This window comes from Streptomyces sp. NBC_00335, from assembly GCF_036127095.1.
Classification (GTDB): domain Bacteria; phylum Actinomycetota; class Actinomycetes; order Streptomycetales; family Streptomycetaceae; genus Streptomyces.
The window spans coordinates 7,544,261-7,567,463 of the sequence record NZ_CP108006.1; the positions used below are offsets into that span (position 1 = coordinate 7,544,261).

The following is a 23,203-nucleotide window of genomic DNA, read 5'->3' on the forward strand; positions in this document are numbered from 1 at the left end:
CTCCAGCCTTCCGGCCCGGAGGTTCTGCTTCCCCGCTCCGTTCCCGACCGGTCGGTCACCGACGCAAGGAACCACCATGACGCTCCTGTCGACGTCAGCACAGGCGGCCCCGCCGCCCCGCCGCCGAGCGCGCTCCCGCCTCCGCACGGAGGCATGGGCCGGATGGGGGTTCGCCGGCCCGTTCGTCGCGGTCTTCGGCCTGGTGTTCCTCGCGCCGATCGGATACGCCCTGTACCTGAGCCTCTTCAAGGACCGGCTCATCGGCGGAACCTCCTTCGTCGGACTCGACAACTACGGCGAGGCCCTCACCGACCCGCGCTTCTGGGACGGACTGGCCCGGGTGGGCCTGTTCCTCCTGGTCCAGGTGCCGGTCATGCTCGGCATCGCCCTGCTCGTCGCCCTCGCGATCGACAGCGGCCGGCTCTACGGCAAGAGCTTCTTCCGCGTGGCGGTCTTCCTGCCGTACGCGGTCCCCGCTGTCGTCGCCAGCCTCATCTGGGGCTTCATCTACGGCACGCGCTTCGGCCTCGTCGGCAACATCAACGACGCGTTCGGGGTCACACTGCCCGACCCGCTCTCTCCCTCACTGGTCCTCGCGTCCATCGGCAACATCGTGACCTGGGAGTTCGTCGGCTACAACATGCTGATCTTCTACTCGGCCCTCAAGGTCGTGCCCCGCTCGCTCTACGAGGCCGCGGCGATCGACGGAGCGGGGGAGTGGCGCATCGTGACCTCGGTCAAACTGCCGGCGATCCGCAGCGCGCTCGTCATCGCCACGATCTTCTCGATCATCGGCAGCTTCCAGCTGTTCAACGAACCGAGCATCCTCCAGAAGCTCGCCCCCAACGCGATCACCAGCGACTTCACCCCGAACCTCTACACCTACTCGCTGTCCTTCGCGGGCCAGCAGCACAACTACGCGGCGACCGTGGCGATCGTGATGGGTGTGATCACCGCGATCATCGCCTACACGGTCCAACTGCGCGGCATGCGGAAGGGCTGAGCCGATGACCACCTCCCTCGCGACGACGGCGTCCACTACGAGCCCCGCCCCGGCGGCAGCCCCGGCAGTCCCGGCCGCACCGGCGGCCGGGCGCCGCAAGCGCCGCCCGCACACCCCGCTCAACCCCCGGCCCAGCATCCCGCTGACCGTCGTCACCGGCCTGGTCCTCGTCTACACCCTGCTTCCCCTCGCGTGGCTCCTCGTCAACGCCACCAAGGACCAGAACGGACTGCTCGACTCCTTCGGCCTCTGGTTCGCCGAAGACACGCACTTCTGGGACAACATCACCCGCACCCTCACGTACGACGACGGCGTCTTCGTCCGCTGGCTGCTCAACACCCTGCTGTACGTCGCCGCCGGCGCGGGCGGCGCCACGGTCCTCGCCGTACTCGGCGGGTACGCCCTCGCCAAGTACGAGTTCCCCGGCCGCCGGGCCGTCTTCGCGGTGGTCCTCGGGGCCGTGGCCGTGCCCGGTACCGCGCTCGCGGTCCCCACCTTCCTGATGTTCAGCAACATGGGCTTGACCAACACTCCCTGGGCGGTGATCATCCCGTCCCTGATCTCGCCCTTCGGGCTCTACCTGATGTGGGTCTTCGCCGCCGAGGCGGTCCCCACCGAGCTTCTGGAGGCCGCGCGCATCGACGGCGCGGGCGAGCTGCGCACCTTCTTCACGATCGCGCTGCCGCTGCTCATGCCGGGCACCGTCACGGTGCTGCTGTTCTCGATGGTCGCGACCTGGAACAACTACTTCCTGCCGCTGATCATGATCAAGGACCCCGACTGGTACCCGCTGACGCTCGGCCTCAACGCCTGGAACGCCCAAGCCCAGACGGCCGGCGGCGAGGCCGTCTTCGACCTCATCATCACCGGCTCCCTGCTGACGATCGTCCCGATCGTCGCGGTCTTCCTGCTGCTCCAGCGGTTCTGGCAGTCCGGCCTGGCCGCCGGCAGCGTCAAGGAATGACTGCCCCACCCCGGCCTCCCTCCCGTCACGGCTCTCCGCCCCTCCGCACGCCCTCCCGCACCACCGACCAGGAGCACACCCCATGAGAACTCGTACCGCCCGCAGACTCCTCGGCGCGCTCGCCGTCGTCTCCGCACTCGCCCTCACCGCCACGGCCTGCGGCTCCGACGCCTCGGACGGTGCCGGCGGCGGCCCCAAGGACATCGAGGCCGCACTGGAGAAGGGGGGCAAGGTGACGGTGTGGGCCTGGGAACCCACGCTCAAGAAGGTCGCGGAGGACTTCGAGAAGAAGTACCCCAAGGTCGATGTCGAGCTGGTCAACGCCGGGACCGGCGACAAGCAGTACACCGCCCTGCAGAACGCGATAGCGGCCGGCTCCGGCGCTCCCGACGTGGCGCAGGTCGAGTACTACGCCCTCGGCCAGTTCGCCATCGGCGAGTCGGTCGAGGACCTGTCCTCCTACGGAGCCCAGAAGTACGGCACGAGCTTCACCCTCGGCCCGTGGAACGCGGTCACCGACGGCAAGGCCATCCACGCCCTGCCCATGGACTCCGGTCCGATGGCGTTCTTCTACAACAAGCAGGTCTTTGACAAGCACGGCATCAACGTGCCGACCACCTGGGACGAGTACGTGGAGGCGGCCCGCGCGCTCCACAAGGCCGACCCCAAGATCTTCATCACGAACGACACGGGCGACGCCGGTGCCACCACCAGCCTCATCTGGCAGGCCGGTGGCCGCCCGTACAAGACGAACGGCACGGCCGTCACCGTGAACTTCGGCGACGAGGGAACCAAGACGTTCACCGCCACCTGGCAGAAGCTCCTCGACGAGAAGCTGGTCGCGCCGATCAGCTCCTGGAGCGACGCCTGGTACAAGGGCCTGGCCGACGGCTCCATCGCCACCCTCTCCATCGGCGCCTGGATGCCGGCCAACCTCACGTCCGGCGTCGCCTCCGCCTCCGGCGACTGGCGGGTCGCCCCGCTGCCGCAGTGGACGAAGGGCGCCAAGGTGAGCGCGGAGAACGGCGGCAGCTCGCTCGCCGTTCCGAAGGCCTCCAAGAACAAGGAACTCGCCTACGCCTTCACGGAGTTCGTGACCACGGGCGCCGGAGCGAGCGCCCGCGTCGCCGAGGGGGCCTTCCCGGCCACCAGTGCCGACCTGGAGTCGCCGGCGTTCCTCGACGCCCCGTTCCCGTACTTCGGCGGCCAGAAGGCCAACCAGATCTTCGCCGAGTCCGCCCGTAACGTCGGCGTCGACTGGAACTACCTGCCCTACCAGGTGTACGCGAACTCGGTCTTCAACGACACCGCCGGAAAGGCCTACGTCTCCCCGACCAAGCTCTCCGACGGCCTGAAGGCCTGGCAGGACGCGAGCGTCAAGTACGGCAAGGACCAGGGCTTCACGGTCAACCAGTAGGTGCGTCCACGGCTCCGGTCTCCCCGCGGGGGCGGCCGGAGCCTCTTGGGTGCAAGTGATGGTGTTTTTTGTTTGATTCTGAGTGATTGTGATGCCCGGATGGGGTGCCCCGCGCCTCCCGTCGCGTCCCTCTCTTCTCCCTCCTCCCTCTCGGACCGGCCCCCGCACGCCCCCGGGCGCGGCGGCTGCCGCACGCATCAAGGAGCCCCCCGATGTTCCGATCCGCCCCCCGCCGCGCGGCTGCCGCCACCGGTCTTCTCGTCACGCTCGGACTGAGCGCGGCCTGCTCGTCCGGCCAGACGGAGAGCTCCACCGGAGACCAGGTCGCCAAGGTCGACGGCAAGATCTCGATCACGTACCTCCAGAAGCAGGGCGACCAGGAGTACTTCATCGGCGAGGCCGCCGGTGCGAAGGCGAAGGCCGCGGAGCTCGGCATCGACCTCAAGGTCGTCAACCTGGGCAACGACGCCAACAAGACCGTCAGCGAAGTGCAGGCGGCGATCGCCCAGAAGACGAACGGCGTCATCATCGTCGTGCCGGACCCGGCGGTCGGTCCGCAGGTCATCGAGACCGCCAGGGACGGGAAGGTCGCGCTCCTGACCTCCGACGACCAGATCTGTACCACCGGCCCGGACCCGGCCGCCTGTGCCAAGAGCGACCTGGTCCCCCGGATCGGGTTCAGCGGCGCCCAGATGGGCGAGGAGGTCGGCAAGCGCGCCGCCGCCGAGTTCAAGAAGGCCGGCTGGACGGCCGCCGACACCCGGGTCGCCGCGGCCTGGAAGCAGGACGTGACCGTCTGCGGTGACCGGGTCGCGGCCGCGAAGAAGGCATTCGATGCGGCCGTTCCCGGCGTCAAGTCCATCGACGTCCCCACCGACAACACGCCCACCGGCGCCCAGGACAAGATGGCCGCCACGGTCACCGCCAACGCGGGCGTCAAGCACTGGGTGGTCTGGGGCTGCAACGACGAGAACGTGATGGGCGGTGTCACCGCGCTCGCCAACGCCGGAGTCGGCCCCGACCACGTCGTCGGAGTGGGCCTGGGCGCCTACCTGGCCTGCAAGGAGTGGCAGTCGGACAAGCCGTCCGGAATGAAGGCCGCGCTGTTCATCAACGGCAAGGACGTCGGCGCCCTGGCCGTCCAGACCATGTACGACAAGCTCAAGAACGGCAAGGACTTCCCCGCCGAGGCCTTCGCCCCGACCACCATGGTCGACCAGAGCTCGTGGAAGAGCGCCGGACTCGCCTGCGGCTGAGTGCCCCCGCTCCCCGACGCGTCGGACATCCACCCCCGCAGTGGCCCCGACGCGTCGGGGCCACCCCCACCACGCCTGCACCCTGCCTTCGAGGTGAACCGAGACATGAGCCCATCGCATCAACCGGCCCCCGCCACGGGATCCCAAGACGGCCCGCCACCCGCGGGATCCCCCTCCTCGTCCGTCGGGGTGTCCGGAATCGTCAAACGCTTCGGCGAGGTGCGGGCGCTCGGCGGCGTCACGCTCGACTTCCCCGCCGGACAGATCACCGCTCTGATGGGCGAGAACGGTGCGGGCAAGTCCACGCTGCTGAAGATCCTCACCGGCGACCACCAGCCCACCGAGGGTCAGGTGGTCGTCGACGCGGAGCCCGTCGTGCTCGACTCCCCGGCCCGCGCACGCGCCGCCGGCATCAGGATCATCCCCCAGGAACCCGAGATCGTCCCGCACGTCTCCGTCGCGGAGAACGTCTACGCCGGGTCCCTGCCCCGCAAGCGGGGGCGCCTCCTGGACCGGGCGGAGCTCAACCGTCGGATCAGGGCCGACCTCGACCGGCTGGGCTTCGCGCACGTGCTCGACCCGGACCTGATCGGATCCCAACTCACTGCGGCCCAGCGGCAGCTGGTGGAGATCATGCGCGCGCTGACCGGTGACACCACCGCCCGGCTGATCGCGTTCGACGAGCCCACCTCCTCCCTGTCGGAGCACGAGGTCGACGCACTGTTCGCGCTCATCCGGCGGTTGCGCGACGAGGGCATCGCGATCGTGTACGTATCGCACCGCATGCAGGAGATCTTCCAGCTCGCCGACCGCATCGCGGTCCTTCGCGACGGCAGCCTCGTCGATGTCCGGGACGCCCGCACCACGGACGAGGGCGAGCTCGTCCGCCTGATGGTGGGCCGCGATCTGTCCGCCATGTTCGTACGGCAGCGGGTGGCCACGGACCGGCTCGTCCTCGACGTCCGGAACCTGACGACCGACGACGTGACCGGCATTTCGCTGCGCGTGCACGCCGGTGAAGTCGTCGGCCTGGCCGGCCTGATCGGAGCCGGCCGCTCCGAACTCGCCCTGGCGCTCGCGGGCGACAGGCCCGTCCGCGCCGGTACCGCCACGCTGGACGGGGTGACCCTGCGCAGCGGCCGGCCGGGGGACGTCATCCGCGCCGGACTCGGTCTCGCACCCGAGGAACGCAAGGCGCAGGCGCTGTTCCTCCAGCAGTCCGTCAAGGACAACGCCTCCCTCGTCGTACTGGACCGGCTGAGGCGCCTGCGGTTCGTACGGCGGACGGCCGAACGCCGGCTCGCCCAGGAGTACTCCGACCGGCTCAGGGTGCGCACCCCATCGATCGACCACGAGGTGCGCAAGCTGTCGGGCGGCAATCAGCAGAAGGTCGTGCTGGCCCGGTGGCTGGCCCGCAAACCGAAGGTGCTGATCCTCGACGAGCCGACTCGCGGCATCGACGTCGGCGCGAAGGCGGAGATCTACCAGATCATCGCCGACCTCGCCGCCGAGGGCGTCGCGGTGCTGGTCATCTCCTCCGAACTCCCCGAACTCCTCGGCCTCGCCGACCGGATCGTCGTCATGCAGGGCGGCCGGATCACCGGCGAGCTCGACCGCAGCGAAGCCACCGAAGCAGCCATCCTCGAACTCGCCATGGCCGACGACATCGTCGGCGCCGGCGCCGGAGCATCATCATGACCCTCACCAGCACTCCCGTCCCGGCTGCGAAGAGCCCCCGGGGCCGCGACGGCCGCGCTTCGCGCAGGCCCGGGCTCCTGGCCGGCGTCGACGGCCAAAACATCAGCCTCATCGGCGCACTCGTCGTCGTCCTGGCCCTGTTCGGCCTCCTCAACGACAACTACCTGAGCCTGTCCAACATGCAGGTGATCGCCGAAGCGGCGACCATCACCGGGCTGCTCGCCGTCGTGCAGACCGTGGTCATCATCTGCGGCGGACTCGACATCTCCGTCGGCTCGCAGGTCGGCGTCGCGTCCGTCGTCAGCGCCATGGTCTTCACCGCGACGGGTTCGGGCGCTCTGCTCGCCATGGCCGCCGCGGTCGGCGTCGGCGTTCTCGTCGGTGCGCTGAACGGCCTGGTCATCGTCTACGGACGGGTCAACCCCACCATCGCCACGCTCGCCGGCCTCGCCGCCTACAAGGGCCTCGCCCAGCTGCTGTCCGACGGCCGCGCCCAGGGCTACGTCCTGGGTGACGACGTCTTCGTCTTCCTGGGGCGCGGCAAGATCGCCGGAGTTCCGGCCATGGTCTGGATCCTGATCGTCGTGGCCGCGTCCGTGCACCTGCTGCTCAAGTACACCGACATCGGGCGCAACCTGTACGCGATCGGCGGCAATGACACCGCCGCACGACTGGCCGGCATCAGCATCAACAAGTACCTGATCTGCGTCTACGCCCTGATCGGCGTGGTGGCCGCGGTGGCCGGCATCCTGCTGACGGCTCGTACGGGCTCCGGGCAGCCGGTCTCCGGCAGCGAAGGCCTCGAACTGAAGGCCATCACCGCCGCGGCGCTCGGCGGCGCCGCCCTCAAGGGCGGCAAGGGCGGCATCGGCGGCACGCTCCTCGCGGTGGCCCTGCTCGGCTGCCTGGAGAACGGGCTGACCGTCGAGGGCATCAACACCTTCTGGCAGAACGTCGCCCAGGGCGCACTGCTGGTCATCGCGGTCGTCATCCAGCAGCGCCGCAGCGGCGAACGCGCGGTCGGTCTTCCCCACTGAAAAGTCCTCTCCCCGGAGTCCGGCGCCGCTCACAGCGGCGCCGGACTCCCGCCGTTGCGGCGGGAGTCCGGCGCGATCTGTCGGGTCAGCGCGGTCCGGCTACCACTCGGCCTGGGAGCCGTCGTCGCGGCGCCAGACCGGGTTGCGCCAGCGGTGGCCTTGCTCGGCGGCGCGCTCGACTGCCTTCTCGTCGATCTCGATGCCCAGGCCGGGGGCCGTCGGGAGGCCGACGTGGCCGTCCTCGTAGCGGAAGACCGACGGGTCGACGAGGTAGTCGAGGAGGTCGGAGCCGTCGTTGTAGTGGATGCCGAGGCTCTGCTCCTGGATCAGGAGGTTGGGCGTCGCGAAGCCGACCTGGAGGCAGGCGGCCAGCGCGATCGGTCCGAGCGGGCAGTGCGGGGCCAGCGAGACGTCGTACGCCTCCGCCATCGCCGCGATGCGCCGGACCTCGGAGATGCCGCCGGCGTGGGACAGGTCGGGCTGGGCGACGGCCACGCCCGCCGCGAGCACGTTCTTGAAGTCCCAGCGCGAGTAGAGGCGTTCCCCCGTGGCGATCGGGATGCTGGTGGACCGTACGACCTCGCCGATGCGGTCGCTCAGCTCCGGCACCACCGGCTCCTCGACGAAGAGGGGGAGGAACTCCTCCAGCAGGGGCAGGACGCGACGCGCCATGGGGAGCGTGAGCCGGCCGTGGAAGTCGACGGCTATGTCGAAGCCGTTGCCGACCTCGGCGCGGACGCTCGCCACCCGGTCGGCGATGCCGTGCACGGCTTCCGGGGTGTCGATCAGGCGCAGTTGCGCCGACGCGTTCATCTTGATCGCGGTGAAGCCCGCGTCCCGGCGGGCCGCCGCCTCCTCGGCCACGTCGGTCGGACGATCGCCGCCGATCCAGCTGTAGACCCGGACGCGATCGCGGACGTTGCCCCCGAGCAGCTGCCACACCGGGACGCCCATCGCCTTGCCGGCGATGTCCCACAGGGCCTGGTCGATGCCCGCCACCGCGCTGGAGAGCACGGGACCGCCCCGGTAGAAGCCCCCCTTGGTGAGGACCTGCCAGTGGTCCTCGATGCGCAGCGGGTCCCTGCCGATCAGGTAGTCGGAGAGTTCTTCGACGGCGGCGGCGACGGTGTGCGCCCGGCCTTCGACGACGGGTTCGCCCCAGCCGGTGATGCCCTCGTCGGTGTCGATGCGCAGGAAGCACCAGCGCGGGGCCACCAGGTACGTACGCAGGGAGGTGATCTTCACTTGGACTCCTTCTTGACGGCCCAGCCGCCGTCCACGGTCAGGCTCGTTCCGGTGATGTACGAGGCCTCGTCGGAGGCCAGGAAGGCGACCGCGGCGGCCACCTCTTCGGGGCGGCCGAGCCGGGCGAGGACGGTGGCCCGGGCCGACAGTTCGCGGCCGTCCTCCGCGACGCCGTCCCAGGTCTCGGTGAGGATCGGCCCCGGCAGCACGGAGTTGAAGCGCACGTCGGGGCCGTACTCGACGGCGAGCTGGCGCACGAGCGCGCACATCCCGCCCTTGGCCGCCGCGTACGCCGGATAGCCCGGCAGGCCGAACAGCGCGTGCACGCTGGACGTGGCGACGAAGGAGCCCCGGGTGGCGCGCAGGTCGCCGAGGAACGTGCGGACCGCGAAGTAGACCGCCGTGAGGTTGACGGACATCTCGCGGTTCCAGTCGGCGGGGGTGAGGTCGTGGACCGGGGCGTCGCGGTGCGCGAAGGCGTTGCTGTGGATGACGTCCGCGGGTCCGAAGAGCTCGTGCGTCCGCTCGCGGAGGGCGGTCCACTGCTGTTCGTCGGAGACGTCGCAGGGGACGAACGCGGCACGGCCGCCGCGCTCGCGGATCGTCTCCGCGAGGGTCTCGCCCGCCTGTACGGCGATGTCGGCGAGGACGACGGCCGCGCCTTCGGAGGCGAGGCGGGAGGCGACGGCGGCGCCGATGCCGGAGGAAGCGCCGGTGACGACGGCGGTCCTCCCGTGGAAACGGTTCATGATGTGGTTCCTGTGTGGTGGAAGGGGGAGGGGAGTCCGTACGGGCGAGCCGGCCCGGGTCGGTCAGCGGGTCACGTCGTCGCCGTGGACGAGGGCCAGTTCGGCCCGGCGGGGCAGGCCCTCCCAGTCGCCGTACGCCGCGACGGTGAACGCGCCGCACGCCGCGCCCGTCCGCAACCGGTCGGGGACCGTGCCGCCGTCGAGGAGTGCGGCGAGGTAGCCGGCGACGAAGGCGTCACCGGCGCCTATGGGGTCGACGGGCGTGACGGGGACGACGCCCTGGGGGGTCACCTCGTCGCCGACGGCGGCGAGGGCGCCCCGCGAGCCGAGTTTGAGCACCGCCTCGCGGGGACCGAGGCGCAGCAGCGCACGGGCCATCCCGGCGGGGTCCGCCGCGGGGACGACGAGCGAGGCCTCCTCCGGCCCGGCGAAGACGACGTCCGCACGGGAGACGAGGTGGGCCAGTTCGGCGGCCGCCTCCGTACGGGACCACAGCAGCGAGCGGTAGTTGAGGTCCAGGCTCACCGTGACGCCGGCCGCACGGGCGAGGTCGACGGCCCTTCGGACCGCCGCCCGGGGGCCGTCGCCGAGCGCGGGCGTGATGCCCGTGACGTGCAGGACGCGCGCCCCGGCGACCAGTTCTTCATCGATGTCGCGTGGCACCAGGCGGGAGCCGGCCATCCCGCGCCGGTAGTAGCCGACGCGCGTGTGGTCCGCGGTGCGGCGCTCCCGCAGCATCAGCCCGGTCGGTGCGCTGTCGTCGCGGACGACGCGGCTGATGTCGACCTCCTCGGCGCGCAGTCCGTCGAGGATCACCGTGCCGCCGGCGTCGGCGCCCACCCGGCCGGTCCAGGAGGCGCTGTGGCCGAGGCGGCGGACACCGATCGCGACCGTGGCCTCCGCGCCGGCGAAGGCGAGGCGGGCGGGTGAGCCGCTGCGCAGCGGCCCGGGGTCGGTCGCGGCGACCACGAGCATCGCCTCGCCGAGGGTGACGAGCGCGGTCATCGGCTGATCGCCTCCAGCAGGCCGGCGGTCCGCTCGCGCAGGGCTTCCAGGCTGCCGCCCTCGCAGGCGTCCCCCACCAGGGGACCGCCCATGCCGAGGGCGGTGGCGCCGGCGGCGAGGTAGCCGGCGGCCTGGTCGAGCGCGATGCCGCCGGTCGGGACGAGCGGTATCGCTCCGAGGGGTGCGCGCACGGCCTTCACGTACTGCGGTCCGCCGACCGAGGCCGGGAACAGCTTGACCATGGCGGCACCGGCCTGCCACACGGACAGGATCTCGCTCGTCGTGAACGCTCCGGCCAGTACCGGGACTCCGAGCAGTCGTCCCTCGGCGATGACGTCCAGGCAGGTCGCCGGGGTGATGAGGTACGTGGCGCCCGCGTCCACCGCCCGCTGGGCGTCGGCCGGGGTGATGACCGTGCCGGCGCCGAGGGCCAGTCCGTCGGGCTTGGCCGCGGCGTACTCGCGGAGCGCCGCCAGGACGCCGGGGGTGGTGAGCGTGAACTCGACGGCGCGCACCCCGGTGGCGTGGAGGGCGTCGGCGACGTCGGCGAGGTGCCGGGCCGTGCCGGAGCGGAGGATGGCGATCACCGGGGTGGCGGTGACGGCGTCGAACAGGTCCGTCATGACGGGGCTCCCTGTTGATCGTGGGCGGTCGTGGGGCCGGGGGCGGCAGCGGGGTCGGCGGGTCCGGTAGGTACGGGCCGGGGTGCGGGGGTGGACGCGGGCGCGGGCGCGGGCGCGTCGGCGAAGGGGGCGATCGGCAGCCCGGTGGCCCCCGGCCGGCAGACGAACAGCCGTCCGGCGTCCGGTTCGGCGCGCAGTTGCTCGGGACTGCGCCCTTCGCGGGCGGTGGTGATGACCAGGACGTCGAGGTCGGGCCCGGCGAAGGCGCAGCTGGAGACGTGTGCGGCGGGTACGTCGACGACGGCGTACGGCGTTCCGTCCGGGGCGAACGCCCTGACCTGGCCGGCGCCCCAGACCGCCACCCACACGCGGCCCTCGGTGTCCACCGCGAGCCCGTCCGGTTCCTCGTCCGCTCCGAAGCGGGCGAAGGGACGACGGCTGCCGAGCGCGCCGGACGGCGGGTCGTAGTCGAAGACGTCGACGCGGTGCGTCGCGCTGTCGGCGAAGTAGAGCCGGCGTCCGTCGGGGCTCCAGCCGAGGCCGTTGGAGATGGTCACCGAGTCGAGGAGGGTGGCGACGCTGCCGTCCGGGTCGAGGCGGTGGAGGGATCCCGCGCCGGGGGTGATGTCGTACGCCATCGTCCCGGCCAGCAGCCGGCCCCGCGGGTCGCACTTGGCGTCGTTCATCCGGCGCCGCACCCCGTCGGAGGGCAGGGACGGGGCGGCGAACGGGGCGGCGCGGCCCGTCGCGCCGACGGTGAGGAAGCCGGTGCCCGCGGCGGCGATCAGGTCGCCGGACGCACAGGGCGCCACGGCTCCGACCGGCCGGTCGAGGGTGAGGGTGCACAGGGGCGCCACGTCGGGCGGTCCGGTGCCGTCGGCGCGGGCGATGAGGGCGCCGCGGTGGATCAGGCCGGCGGTGATGTCGACCCAGAGGAGTTCTTGGCGGTGCGCGTCCCAGACCGGCCCTTCGGACAGGAGTCCGGGCTCGGGGGCGCAGGGGACCGCGGTCCATTGCATGTCGTTGCTCCTTGTCGGTTCCGCGGGCAAACTCTAGGACTTCGTCTAACCCCTGTAAATACTCTTCCTCCAATGCCTGGAATAAGCTCGTGCGACCACGTGGCACATCCCGATCACTCGCCACACCCGATCGCTCACCACCCATGGGGAGGAAACGGCACATGGTCAGGCGCACTGCCCAGGACATCCGGCGCGGCAACCGGTTCGACGTGCTGCGGTGCGTCTACGCGGTCCCCGGGCAGGTGACCCGGCAGGACATCGCGGTGGCCACCGGGCTGTCCTTCGCGACCGTCGCCAACCTCGTGGCGGAACTCCTCGAAGCCGAGGTGCTCGCCGAGGCCGGGCACGAGGACTCCAGCGGCGGGCGCCCGCGGGCACGCCTGGAGGTCAATGCCGGGCGCGGGTCCCTGATCGGCATCGACGTGGCCGAAACGACCCTCCAGGCCCAGCTGTTCGACCTGAAGCTGCGCGTGCTGCACAGCGTGGAGATGCCCCTGCCCGTGCCCCTGCCCCTGCAGGAGGCCGCGGAGGCCGGGGAGGCCCGAGAGGCGTTGGAGGTCCGGCCGGCCGATGTCGTCGACACGATCGCGGCCGCCGTGGAGGAGCTGATGACCGCCTCGGGCACCCGCCCGGCCCAGGTACTGGGAGCCGGAGTCAGCGTCCCCGGCGTCGTCCAGCGGGAGGGCGGCGTGTCCGTCTTCTCGCCGTACTGGTCCTGGCGCGAGGTGCCGCTGGGCGCCCTGCTGGCCGAACGGCTCGGCATGCCCCTCTACCTGGACAACCCGCTCAAGGCGAGCACGGTCGCCGAGATGTGGTTCGGGGCCGGCCGGGACGTGGACGATCTGGTGGTGGTGACCCTGCGAGGGGGCGTCGGCGCGGGCATCGCGATCGGCGGCGCCCTGTACCGGGGCGCGGCCAATCGCGCGGGCGAGTGGGGGCACACCCGTCTCGTCGACGGGGGGCGGGAGTGCCGGTGCGGCAAGCGCGGCTGCGTCGAGGCGTACGTGAGCACCGCCGGCGTCGCCAGGACGGTCCGGGAAACGGCCCCGGACGGCGCCATGACCGGCCACGGCGACGAGGCGGCGGTCGTGGACGCCCTCGCCCGCGCCGCCGCCGCGGGCGACCCGGCCGCCGTCGAAGCGGTCACCCGGACCGCCCTCCACCTGGGCACGGCCGTGGCGGACCTGCTCAACCTCTTCGACCCGCAGGTCCTGGTGATCGGGGGGCCGACGGCCGAGCGGCTGGGCGAGCGGCTGCTCCGCGAGACGCGGGACGTCGTCGCGCGGCACGCGCTGCCCCACGCCCTGGACTCGGTGGAACTCCGGCTGAGTGCCGTCCGGAACAACCCCGTGAGCCTCGGCGCCGCGACGTTCGCCCTGGAGGGCTTCCTCGACGACCGGGAGACCTTCGGACCCGTGAAGGCCGGCCGCCGCGCGGCCCGCACCCGGCCGGTCGCCTGAGGTCCCGGCCGGGCCGCCGGGCCGCCGGGCCCTCGGGCGCCTCCCCGGCCGGCCGTTGTCGCTTCGATACCTGTTCGCAACAGGTTCGATTGCTCCAACTCGCGCTCCCGGACGTCCCATTCAGCACCGATGACGTTCGAGGGAGACCGCATGGAGCCCCACCAGGACCGCACGCCCGGCACGCCCCGCACCCCCGGCACGTCGCTCAGGGGCCGCCCGGCCCGGCGGAGAACCTACGGCAGACTGACCGCCGCGCTCCTCGCCGGCGGCCTCCTGCTGACCGGCTGCGGAAGCGGCGGTGCGAGCCGCAGCGCCGACGGGGAGTGGAAGGGCGGCGACTCCGGGCCGCGGCCGTCCGCCACCCGCCCCGGCGGGGAGAGCACGGAAGGCGAGAGCGACGGACGGCGCCCCACCGCACCGCCCGCCGACTACCTCTCCACCTTCGCGCTCGACGTGGACACCGCCAGCTACGGGTACGCCCGCCGCACCCTCGCGGACGGCAAGCTCCCCGACCCGGCCACCGTGCGCCCCGAGGAGTTCGTCAACAGCTTCCGCCAGGACTACCAGGAGCCCGACGGCGACGGCTTCTCCGTCACCGTGGACGGGGCCCGCACCACCGAGGCGAACTGGTCCCTGGTCCGCGTAGGCCTCGCCACCCGCGTCGGGAACGGCGGGGCGGACGGCGCCGAGGCGCGGCCGCCGGCGGCGCTGACCTTCGTCGTGGACGTCTCCGGTTCCATGGCCGAGCCCGGCCGCCTCGACCTCGTCCGCAGTTCCATGAAGCTGATGACCGACCAGCTCCGCGAAGACGACTCGGTCGCCATCGTCACCTTCAGCGGGAAGGCCCAGACCCGGCTGCCGATGACCCGCGTCGAGGGCCACCGCGACCGGATCCAGGAGGTCGTCGCCGCGCTGCGCACCGCCGACTCCACCAACGTGGAGGCGGGGGTCGTCCGCGGGTACGAGGTGGCGGTCGAGTCCCTGCGGCCCGGCGCCACCAACCGGGTCGTCCTGCTCTCCGACGCCCTGGCCAACACCGGCGCCACCTCCGCCGACACCATCCTGAACCGGATCGGCGAAGCCCGGAGCAAGCACGGCATCACCCTGTTCGGCGTGGGTGTGGGCAGCCAGTTCAACGACGCCTTCATGGAACAGCTCGCCGACCGGGGCGACGGACACACCACCTACGTCTCCGACGCGGAGGGCGCCCGCAAGGTGTTCTGCGAGGACCTGCCGGCTCACGTGCAGCTGCGGGCCCGCGATGCCAAGGCCCAGGTCGCCTTCGATCCGCAGACCGTCGAACGGTTCCGGCTGATCGGCTACGACGACCGCCGCGTCGCCGACGGCGACTTCAGGAACAACAACGTGGACGGGGGAGAGGTCGGCTCCGGCCACACCGTGACCGCCCTGTACGCGGTGCGGCTGCGCCCCGGCGCCACCGGACACCTGGCTACGGCGACGGTGCGCTGGCTGGACCCGCGCACCCGGGCGCCGCACGAGGAATCCGGCAAGATCGAGGCGGCGGCCCTGTCCGGCGACGTGTGGACCGGGGCGTCCACCCGCTTCCAGGTCACCGCGGTGGCGGCCTACTTCGCCTCCGCCCTGCGCGAGCGCGACGGAGGCTGGGAGCGGGTACCGGGCGCCCTCCCGCTGGGGACCCTGGCCGGGCACGCGGACCGGCTGTTCGGGAGCACCGAGGATCCGGCCGTACGCCAGCTGGCGCAGTCCGTGCACGAGGCCCGGGCGCTCACCGGCTGAGCGCCCGGACGAGGGGGTGCGGGTACGGGGCCGCCGCCGCTAGTGGTCCAGTACGGCGGCCCGTACGCACAGGACGTCGGGGAGGTGCTCGGCCAGCAACTGCCAGCTGTCCCCGTCGTCCTGGCTGGCGTACAGCTCGCCGTTGCGGTTGCCGAAGTAGATCCCGGCCGGGTCCGCGTCGTCCGTGCAGAGCGCATCGCGCAGCACCGTGCCGTAGTGATCGCCGGCCGGCAGTCCCTTCGTCAGGGGCTCCCAGCTGGCGCCCGCGTCCCTGGTGCGGAAGACCCGGCAGCGGTGCTCCGCCGGGACGCGGTCGGAGTCGGCGTTGAGCGGGAAGACGTAGGCGGTGCCGGGCCGGTGCGGGTGGGCGGCCACGGCGAAGCCGAAGTCGGAGGGCAGGCCCCCGCCGATGTCCGTCCAGCGGGTCCCGGCGTCGTCGCTGCGGTAGACGCCCCAGTGGTTCTGCAGGTAGAGCCGGCCGGTGTCCCCGGCGTCCTGGGCGATCTTGTGCACGCACTGGCCGAACTCGGGGTTCGGATCGGGCAGGAACACCGCCGAGACCCCGCGGTTGGACGGGGCCCAGCTCGCCCCGCCGTCCGTGGTCCGGAACACCCCGGCCGTGGAGACCGCCACCGTGACCAGATCCGGGTCGCCCGGGTCGGTGATCACCGTGTGCAGGCCCTCGCCGCCGCCGCCCGGAACCCACTTGTCCCGGGTCGGGTGCTCCCACAGGGGGCGGACCAGCTCGAAGGACTCGCCGTGGTCGGCCGAGCGGAACAGCGCGGCCGGTTCGGTGCCCGCGTAGACCACGCCGGGGGCCTCGGGGCCGGCCGGATGGAGCTGCCAGACCCGCTCCAGGGAGGCTCCCGTGTCCTCGGGGAACTTCACGGCGGCCGCCGCGGGCTCCCGCCAGGTCGCGCCCAGGTCGTCGGAGCTGAAGACGGACGGCCCCCAGTGCGTGCTGTCCCCGGCGACCAGGAGCCGGGGCGCGCCGGCGCGCCGGTCGATGGCCACGGCCGAGACCGCCTGGGCGTTGAAGTGCGGTTCGCCGAACTCCCAGGTGCCGCCGGACCCCCGGCGGCCGATGAACAGTCCCTTGCGGGTCCCCGCGAGCAGTACCACGTCGGTCATGGCCGACACCTCCGGACGTCTTTGTCCTGCACGGCAGCTTTTCCGCCAGTCTGCACCCGACCACTGACAGAGGCAGGCCGCGGCGCGCTGGCCCGCCCGGTCGTACGAAGGGTCTCGTACTACGAGAGAATTCGTAGTACGGTGAATCTCGTACTTAGCGGCCGGTTCCCCGGTGCGCTTCCAGTCGCCCCCCGGAGACCCCTCATGAGTGCTGCTCCCGTTTCCTTCGCCGCCCTGTTCCAGCCGTGGACCATCCGCTCGGTCACCGTCCCGAACCGGGTGTGGATGGCCGCGATGTGCCAGTACAGCGCCGAGCCCTCCGGCCCGGACGCCGGGGTCGCCCACGACTGGCACTTCGCGCACTACGCGGCCCGCGCCACCGGCGGCGCCGGCCTGATCATCCAGGAGGCCACGGCCGTCACACCCGAGGGGCGGATCTCCCCGTACGACCTCGGCATCTGGAACGACACGCAGGTCGAGGCGCTGCGCCGGATCACCTCCTTCGTGAAGGGCCAGGGCGCGGTTGCGGGCATCCAGCTCGCCCACGCGGGCCGCAAGGCCTCCAACGACCGCCCGTGGAAGGGTGGTCGGCCCGTCGGACCCGAGGCGCACGGCTGGCGTCCCAGCGCTCCGAGCCCCGTGCCCTTCTCCGCGGACCACCAGGTGCCGCACGAGCTGACGGTCCGGGAGATCCGGGAGATCGTGGAGCAGTTCGCGGCCGCCGCCCGGCGCTCGCTCGCCGCGGGCTACCAGGTCGTCGAGATCCACGGCGCCCACGGCTACCTGATCGGCGAGTTCCTCTCCCCGCACACCAACAAGCGCACCGACGAGTACGGCGGCTCCTTCGAGAACCGCACCCGCCTCGCCCTCGAAGTCGTCGACGCCGTACGGGCGGTGTGGCCCGAGGAGCTGCCGCTGTTCTTCCGGATCTCCGCCACCGACTGGCTGGAGGAGGACGGCTGGACCGCGGACGAGACGGTCCGGCTGGCCGGGCTGCTCACGGAGCACGGCGTGGACCTCCTCGACGTCTCCTCCGGAGGCCTCGCCCCGGGCGTGACGATCCCGGTCGGCCCCGGCTACCAGGTGCCCTTCGCGGCCCGGGTCAAGGCCGAGACCGCCCTGCCGGTCGCCGCCGTGGGCCTGATCACCGAACCGGAGCAGGCCGAGAAGATCCTGGCCAACGGCGAGGCCGATGCCGTCCTGCTGGGCCGCGAACTGCTGCGCGACCCGTACTGGGCCCGCCGCGCGGCCGCCGAGCTCGGCGCGCAGATCCGTACGGCCGGGCAGTACCGGCTCGCCTGGTGAACCGGCGCGGCGCGGGGGCCGGGCTCCCGCGCCGCACCCGGCCGTTCGGCTCCGTTCCTACGATGGTTCTCGTACGATGGAGGGATACCCCGAACCGCGGCATCGCGGTACCGCCCAGTGAGTGGAGTACGGACATGACGGAACGTGACGCGACCCGTGTCCTCGCCCACCCCGAGGCGGCCGAGATCCGGCTCGAAGGGGTCCTGCACGCCCTCTCCGACCCGGTTCGGCTCTCCATCGTCCGCGAGCTCGCGGCCACCGACGCCGAGCTGGTCTGCTCGCACTTCGAGCTCCCGGTCACCAAGTCCACGACCACGCACCACTTCCGGGTCCTGCGCGAGAGCGGTGTCGTGCGCCAGTCCTACCGCGGCACGGCCAAGCTGAACGGACTGCGCCGCGCCGATCTCTCCGAGCTGTTCCCCGGACTGCTCGACGGGGTCCTCGCGGCGGCCGCCGCCGAGGAGACGCGCGACCGGGGCTGACGCGGGGATCAGTCCGTGCCGCCCGCCGCGGCCAGCAGGCCCGCCCAGTCCGGGATCTTGACGGAGCGTCGGCCCAGGGACCGCCCCAGTTCCGCCTCCGCCGTCTCGATCGCCAGCCACCCCGGCCACCGGACCGGCCGCAGTCCGGCCCGGAGCAGGGCCTCCAGCGGGTCCCGCTCGCGATCGCGCCGGGCCAGTGCCCCCGCGTCCTGGAGCAGGGAGGAGGCCGTCTCCTTCGCGCAGGGCCGGTTGGTGCCGATGACCCCGGTCGGGCCGCGCTTGATCCAGCCCGCCACGTATTCGCCGACGGAGGCGCGGCCCTCGCGGAGCACCCGGCCCGCCGCGTGCGGGACCGTACCGCGCCGCTCGTCGAAGGGCAGCCCGTCCAGCGGAACTCCCTGGTACCCCACCGAGCGCAGGACCAACTGCGCCGGGACGTCCTCGTAGACCCCCGTGCCGGTGACCCCGCCCAGGCCGTCGGGAGCCGTCCGTTCGAACCGCATCCCGGTGACCCGGCCGTCCGGGCCGCCGAGCACCTCCACGGGGCGCAGGAAGAACCGCAGCGCGATCCGCCGGTCCCCGCCGCTCGCGGGGGCGGCCGCCCAGCCGCGCAGCACCTCCACGTTGCGCCGGTTCGCGGCGGGCAGGGCCGCGCCAGGGTCCGCGTACGCCGGGTCGAGGGCCAGTTCCGCCGGGTCGGCCAGCGCGTCCACGCCGGGCATGGTGCCCAGCTCGCGCAGCTCCTTGGTGGTGAACTTGCCCTGCGAGGGCCCGCGCCGGGCCACCATGTGGACGGCGCGCACCCCGCTGGCGCCGAGCGCGCCCAGCGCCGGCTGCGGCATGTCGGTGGGGGCCAGTTCGGGTACGCCCCGGGCCAGGATCCGTGTCACGTCGACCGCCACGTTCCCGGCGCCGACCACGATCGCCGAATCCACCCCGGGAAGCCCGAAGGCCTCGGCCGCGGCGTCCGGGTGGCCGCTGTACCAGGACACGAAGGCCGTGGCGGAGTGCACCCCGGCCAGGTCCTCGCCGGGGATGCCGAGCATCCGGTCCCGGGCCGCGCCCACGCAGTACACCACCGCGTGGTACAGCTCCAGGAGCCGGGCGGTGGGCAGGGCTTCGCCGCCGACCTCGACGTTCCCGAGGAAGCGGATCCGCTCGTCCTCCAGCACGGTGCGCAGGCTGCCCTGCAGGGACTTGATCTTCTCGTGGTCGGGGGCCACCCCGTAGCGCACGAGCCCGTACGGGGCGGGCAGCCGGTCGAGCACGTCGACCCGGATTCCCGGCACCTCACGCTGCTGTACGAGTGTCTGTGCGGCGTAGACCCCGCTGGGGCCCGATCCGACGACGGCGATACGAAGCACGGCGGAGCTCCTCCCGCAGGTGTTCCCAGCATGACACCGGGGGCCGGGGGCGTCAGCCCATCGCGCGCATCCGGTGGACCTCGGCGCTCTGGGTGGCCGCCACCTCGTTGGCCATCTCCTCCACGGCGGTGTTGTTGCCCGCGGCCAGCACCTCGCCCGCCATCTTCAGGGCGCCCTCGTGGTGGGCGGTCATCAGGGCGAGGAAGAGCCGGTCGAAGTCCGCCCCCCTGGCCGCGGTCAGTTCCCCCAGCTGCTTCTCGGTCGCCATGCCGGGCATCGCCGCGTGGTCGTGGCCCCCCGGGGCGGCGCCGGGCGCCGGGTTGCGGGCCGCCCATCCCTCCATCGCGCCGATCTCGGGCTTCTGCGCGGCCGCGATCCGCTCGGCGAGCCGCTTGACCCCGTCGGACGCGGCCCGGTCCGGAGCGAGCGCGCTCATGGTCAGTGCCTGACCGTGGTGTTCGATCATGTTCCGCACGTACGCTCGGTCCGCCGCGTTGGGGGTGTCGTCGGGCAGTTCCCTCGCGGCCTGTTCGGGGGAGATGGTGCGCGCCTTCTCGCCGGGTTTGCCGGGGGCGACCACCACCGGCTCGCCGTCGGCCGCGCCGTCCGTACCGCCGCCGTCCCGGCAGCCGGTGAGGGGGAGCAGGAGCCCGACGGTCAGGGCCGCTGCGACGATTCGCCCGAGTGAGACTTTCGCCATGTCCATGCTAAGGACCATACTGCCGGGGTCCGCGTTCCGTTCCCACCACGGGCGGAACCGATCGGACCCATGGGAGGGCACAGTGACCTCGATGCACACCAGCAGACGGCGCAGATCCCTGGGAGTGGCCGCAGCCGCGGCCGGACTCCTCACCACGTTACTGGCGGCCGGACCCGCGGCCGCCACCCCCGATCCGGGAGACCTGCTCCCGGGCGCGGGTGCGCCACAGAGCGCCGCCACCGCGGCCGGCGCGGGCCGGGAGTTGGCGCCCGGCGAGATACCGGGCCAGGACGAGATCGTCCACAGCCGCAACATCAAACCCCTGGCCAACATCCCCAGTACCGACCCGAACCAGATCAATTCCGACATGACGTTCCAGGGCAAGTACGCCTACGCGGGCAACTACAACGGCTTCGTGATCTACGACATCGGCAACCCCAGGAAGCCGAAGAAGGTCACCGAAGTGCTGTGCCCCGGCGGGCAGAACGACATCTCGGTCGACGGGGACCTGCTCTTCCTGTCCACCGACTCCTCGCGCAGCGACGACTCCTGCAACAGCGTCTCGCAGCCCGCCACGGAGAAGTCCTCGTGGGAGGGCATCAGGATCTTCGACATCAAGGACAAGAAGAACCCCAAGTACGTCAAGTCCGTCGAGACCCCGTGCGGCTCCCACACCCACACGCTGGTGCCGGGCGGCCGGGACGACTACCTCTACGTCTCCTCCTACAACCCGAACGACGCGTTCCCCGACTGCAAGCCGCCGCACGACGGCATCTCGGTCGTGAAGGTCCCCAAGAAGAGCCCGACGCAGGCCGCGGTCGTGGCCTTCCCGATCCTCTTCCCGGACGGCGGCAACCCGGGCGGGCCCACCAACCCGGGCGTCTCCAAGACCACGGGCTGCCACGACATCACCGTGCTGCCCTCCAAGGACCTCGCCGCGGGCGCCTGCATGGGCGACGGCATCCTCTTCGACATCAGCAAGCCCGAGGAGCCGCGCGTCATCGACCGGGTCCAGGACAACGTGAACTTCGCGTTCTGGCACTCGGCCACCTTCAACGAGCGGGCGAACAAGGTGGTGTTCACCGACGAGCTGGGCGGCGGTGGCGGCGCCACCTGCAACGAGGCCACCGGCCCCACTCGGGGAGCCGACGGCATCTACGAGATCACCGGCCGCGGTGACCAGCGCAAGCTGGTCTTCAAGAGCTACTTCAAGATCCCGCGCATGCAGGCCGACACCGAGAACTGCGTGGCCCACAACGGCTCGCTGGTCCCGGTCGGCGGCGGCCGCGACATCATGGTCCAGGCCTGGTACCAGGGCGGCATCTCCGTCTGGGAGTTCACCGATTCCACCAGCCCGAAGGAGATCGCCTACTTCGAGCGGGGCCCGCTGACCACCGACAAGCTCGGCCTCGGCGGCTCCTGGTCCGCGTACTACTACAACGGGCACATCTACTCGAACGACATCGTCAAGGGCCTCGACGTGCTGAGGCTCGACGACTGGCGCACCGAAAGCGCCAAGTGGGTGTGGCTGGACCGACTCAACGTGCAGACCCAGCCCGTGTACCACTAACGGGGCGAGGGAAACGTTCCGCCGGGCGGTCCACCGTCCGGCGGGACACCCGACTCCCAGTCCAGCCCGTACCGCTGGAACAGCTCGGCCCGCAGCCGGGCCGCCGGCATCGGCGCGCCCGGCAGCAGCACCGCCACCACCGCACCCATCAACAGCGCCCGCAGCAGCGGGTAGTCGGTGTCCACCTCAGTCGATCCGTACCGGACGACGGTGTCCCGCAGCAGCTCCGCGAGCCGCTGCTGCTCGACGCACTGCACGAACCCCTCCGCCTGCAGGATCCCCGCCATGTGGGTCCGCATCAGCCGGGGCTGGTCCCGGGCCAGCCCGAGGATCGCGTCGATGGCCCGGGCCAGGCGCTCGCGGCCGTCCTGCGTACGGGGCTCGCGCTCCAGCGCCGCTTCCAGGGTGAGGTGCATCAGCCGGTGCACGGCGGACTGCAGGAGCTGGCGCTTGCCGGGGAAGTAGTAGGACACCAGACCGCGGGCGGCTCCGGCCCGGTCGGCGATGTCGCCGAGGGTGGTGGCCTCGTAGCCCCGCTCCGCGACCAGCTCGACCGTGGCGTGCAGCAACCGCTCCCGGGAACGCCTGCGCAATTCTTCATTGACCGATGCGCTGCGCGGGGACATGCTTGCTCCTGCGTTGACTGGCTCGCAGCCAGTATACTCAGCGCGCCGGACCGCCTGCTCTGGGCGACACGGGGGATCGCCCAGAGCAGGCACCGTCCGAGGCCGGAACCGAGACCGTGAGCGTCACGAGTGCCGCGCCCAGCAGCCAGCCCGCCAGGACGTCCGAGAACCAGTGGACGCCGAGGTAGATCCGGGTGAAGCCGACCCCGAGGACCGAGACCGCGGCGAGGGCGACGAGCAGCGCCAGGGTCGGGCGGGGCCGCGTGAGCGGGCGGGAGACCGGTCGGGACACCGGTTGGGAGAACGGCCGCGCCGGCCCGCGTGCGAACAGCCATACGAGCAGCCCGCAGACCGTCGTCGCCGTCAGGGCGTGCCCCGACGGATAGGCGGCGTAGTCCGCGGAGACGACCGGATCCGGCCAAACCGGCCGCTCCCTCCCCACCAGGAGCTTCAGCCCCTGACTCACCGCCGAGGCCGCGAGGGTGGCCAGCGCGATCAGCAGCGCGCACCGGCCCCTGCCCCGCCACCACAGCCACAGGCAGGCCGCGCCCGCCAGGGCCCGCATGGTCCACGGGTCCCAGACCCAGTCGCTGAGCACCCGCATCGCGTGGGTGACCCCGGGGTGGGAGACGGCGTACGCGTGCAGCCCCCGCGCGATCCGCCCGTCGAGGGACAGCAGCGGACCCCAGCGGGCGGCGACCAGCACCGTCAGCACGGCCGCCGCGGCGAGCAGCGCGCACAGCAGTGGGGTCCGCAGCCGTACGTGATCGCTCCGCATCCGCCGATCCTCG

The 23,203-nt window shown here is 72.2% G+C and carries 21 protein-coding genes; 11 read left to right on the forward strand and 10 right to left on the reverse strand.

Annotation, left to right across the window (positions count from 1 at the left end; all coding sequences use genetic code 11):
- Nucleotides 1-76 precede the first annotated feature (76 nt).
- From OHA37_RS34200 to OHA37_RS34225, 6 genes are all read left to right on the forward strand, one after another.
- Nucleotides 77-1,003, forward strand: a complete 927-nt coding sequence (locus OHA37_RS34200) for a carbohydrate ABC transporter permease (RefSeq protein WP_266911134.1) — start codon at nucleotides 77-79, stop codon at nucleotides 1,001-1,003.
- A gap of 4 nt (nucleotides 1,004-1,007) precedes the next feature.
- Entirely contained in the window at nucleotides 1,008-1,967 is a 960-nt protein-coding gene (locus OHA37_RS34205) for a carbohydrate ABC transporter permease (RefSeq protein ID WP_266911136.1), read from the forward strand.
- 82 nt (nucleotides 1,968-2,049) lie between these two features.
- Entirely contained in the window at nucleotides 2,050-3,384 is a 1,335-nt protein-coding gene (locus OHA37_RS34210) for an ABC transporter substrate-binding protein (protein ID WP_266911138.1), read from the forward strand.
- 212 nt (nucleotides 3,385-3,596) lie between these two features.
- The gene (locus OHA37_RS34215) at nucleotides 3,597-4,640 is read left to right on the forward strand and encodes a substrate-binding domain-containing protein (RefSeq protein ID WP_266911140.1); all 1,044 of its coding nucleotides are present in this window, start codon (nucleotides 3,597-3,599) and stop codon (nucleotides 4,638-4,640) included.
- 189 nt (nucleotides 4,641-4,829) lie between these two features.
- The gene (locus tag OHA37_RS34220; RefSeq protein WP_266911142.1) at nucleotides 4,830-6,338 is read left to right on the forward strand and encodes a sugar ABC transporter ATP-binding protein; all 1,509 of its coding nucleotides are present in this window, start codon (nucleotides 4,830-4,832) and stop codon (nucleotides 6,336-6,338) included.
- On the forward strand, nucleotides 6,335-7,375 hold the full coding sequence (locus tag OHA37_RS34225; protein ID WP_266911144.1) for an ABC transporter permease: 1,041 nt from the start codon (nucleotides 6,335-6,337) through the stop codon (nucleotides 7,373-7,375). Before OHA37_RS34220 ends, OHA37_RS34225 begins: the two co-directional genes overlap by 4 nt.
- A 99-nt stretch (nucleotides 7,376-7,474) precedes the next feature.
- Here the strand turns inward: OHA37_RS34225 and dgoD are convergent, their stop codons facing one another.
- The 5 genes from dgoD to OHA37_RS34250 all read right to left on the reverse strand — a co-directional run bounded on the left by dgoD (nucleotide 7,475) and on the right by OHA37_RS34250 (nucleotide 12,016).
- Nucleotides 7,475-8,620, reverse strand: coding sequence for a galactonate dehydratase (gene dgoD / locus OHA37_RS34230; RefSeq protein ID WP_266911146.1), 1,146 nt, complete (start codon nucleotides 8,618-8,620; stop codon nucleotides 7,475-7,477).
- Nucleotides 8,617-9,369 (reverse strand): SDR family NAD(P)-dependent oxidoreductase, encoded by a 753-nt coding sequence (locus OHA37_RS34235; RefSeq protein WP_266911148.1) that lies wholly within the window; start codon nucleotides 9,367-9,369, stop codon nucleotides 8,617-8,619. The genes dgoD and OHA37_RS34235 overlap by 4 nt, the downstream gene beginning before the upstream one ends.
- 63 nt (nucleotides 9,370-9,432) lie before the next feature.
- Nucleotides 9,433-10,374: a sugar kinase gene (locus OHA37_RS34240; protein WP_266911150.1), complete on the reverse strand. Its 942-nt coding sequence runs from the start codon at nucleotides 10,372-10,374 to the stop codon at nucleotides 9,433-9,435.
- The gene (locus tag OHA37_RS34245) at nucleotides 10,371-10,997 is read right to left on the reverse strand and encodes a bifunctional 4-hydroxy-2-oxoglutarate aldolase/2-dehydro-3-deoxy-phosphogluconate aldolase (RefSeq protein WP_266911152.1); all 627 of its coding nucleotides are present in this window, start codon (nucleotides 10,995-10,997) and stop codon (nucleotides 10,371-10,373) included. The genes OHA37_RS34240 and OHA37_RS34245 overlap by 4 nt, the downstream gene beginning before the upstream one ends.
- Entirely contained in the window at nucleotides 10,994-12,016 is a 1,023-nt protein-coding gene (locus OHA37_RS34250; RefSeq protein ID WP_266911154.1) for an SMP-30/gluconolactonase/LRE family protein, read from the reverse strand. The genes OHA37_RS34245 and OHA37_RS34250 overlap by 4 nt, the downstream gene beginning before the upstream one ends.
- A gap of 161 nt (nucleotides 12,017-12,177) precedes the next feature.
- Between OHA37_RS34250 and OHA37_RS34255 the strand changes: the two genes are divergently transcribed.
- Both OHA37_RS34255 and OHA37_RS34260 read left to right on the forward strand, forming a co-directional pair.
- Nucleotides 12,178-13,476 (forward strand): ROK family protein, encoded by a 1,299-nt coding sequence (locus OHA37_RS34255; RefSeq protein WP_266911156.1) that lies wholly within the window; start codon nucleotides 12,178-12,180, stop codon nucleotides 13,474-13,476.
- Between the two features lie 150 nt (nucleotides 13,477-13,626).
- Nucleotides 13,627-15,234 (forward strand): vWA domain-containing protein, encoded by a 1,608-nt coding sequence (locus OHA37_RS34260; protein WP_266911158.1) that lies wholly within the window; start codon nucleotides 13,627-13,629, stop codon nucleotides 15,232-15,234.
- A 39-nt stretch (nucleotides 15,235-15,273) separates the two neighbouring features.
- Here the strand turns inward: OHA37_RS34260 and OHA37_RS34265 are convergent, their stop codons facing one another.
- Nucleotides 15,274-16,365, reverse strand: coding sequence for a WD40/YVTN/BNR-like repeat-containing protein (locus OHA37_RS34265; RefSeq protein ID WP_266911160.1), 1,092 nt, complete (start codon nucleotides 16,363-16,365; stop codon nucleotides 15,274-15,276).
- Between the two features lie 204 nt (nucleotides 16,366-16,569).
- On the opposite strand from OHA37_RS34265, the gene OHA37_RS34270 reads away from it, so the two are divergent.
- Complete coding sequence (locus tag OHA37_RS34270; RefSeq protein WP_266911162.1) at nucleotides 16,570-17,670, forward strand: NADH:flavin oxidoreductase/NADH oxidase; 1,101 nt, start codon at nucleotides 16,570-16,572, stop codon at nucleotides 17,668-17,670.
- Between the two features lie 134 nt (nucleotides 17,671-17,804).
- Nucleotides 17,805-18,152: an ArsR/SmtB family transcription factor gene (locus OHA37_RS34275; RefSeq protein ID WP_266911164.1), complete on the forward strand. Its 348-nt coding sequence runs from the start codon at nucleotides 17,805-17,807 to the stop codon at nucleotides 18,150-18,152.
- An 8-nt stretch (nucleotides 18,153-18,160) separates the two neighbouring features.
- Here OHA37_RS34275 and OHA37_RS34280 read toward each other — a convergent pair whose 3' ends face one another.
- Nucleotides 18,161-19,516: an FAD-dependent oxidoreductase gene (locus OHA37_RS34280; RefSeq protein WP_266911166.1), complete on the reverse strand. Its 1,356-nt coding sequence runs from the start codon at nucleotides 19,514-19,516 to the stop codon at nucleotides 18,161-18,163.
- 52 nt (nucleotides 19,517-19,568) lie between these two features.
- Nucleotides 19,569-20,222 (reverse strand): DUF305 domain-containing protein, encoded by a 654-nt coding sequence (locus OHA37_RS34285; protein ID WP_266911168.1) that lies wholly within the window; start codon nucleotides 20,220-20,222, stop codon nucleotides 19,569-19,571.
- A gap of 85 nt (nucleotides 20,223-20,307) precedes the next feature.
- Between OHA37_RS34285 and OHA37_RS34290 the strand changes: the two genes are divergently transcribed.
- The gene (locus OHA37_RS34290) at nucleotides 20,308-21,786 is read left to right on the forward strand and encodes an LVIVD repeat-containing protein (RefSeq protein WP_266911170.1); all 1,479 of its coding nucleotides are present in this window, start codon (nucleotides 20,308-20,310) and stop codon (nucleotides 21,784-21,786) included.
- Here the strand turns inward: OHA37_RS34290 and OHA37_RS34295 are convergent.
- Together OHA37_RS34295 and OHA37_RS34300 are read right to left on the reverse strand one after the other, a co-directional pair.
- Complete coding sequence (locus tag OHA37_RS34295; RefSeq protein WP_266911172.1) at nucleotides 21,783-22,412, reverse strand: TetR/AcrR family transcriptional regulator; 630 nt, start codon at nucleotides 22,410-22,412, stop codon at nucleotides 21,783-21,785. The genes OHA37_RS34290 and OHA37_RS34295 overlap by 4 nt on opposite strands.
- A gap of 37 nt (nucleotides 22,413-22,449) precedes the next feature.
- Nucleotides 22,450-23,190 (reverse strand): phosphatase PAP2 family protein, encoded by a 741-nt coding sequence (locus OHA37_RS34300; RefSeq protein WP_266911174.1) that lies wholly within the window; start codon nucleotides 23,188-23,190, stop codon nucleotides 22,450-22,452.
- Between the last annotated feature and the right edge of the window lie 13 nt (nucleotides 23,191-23,203).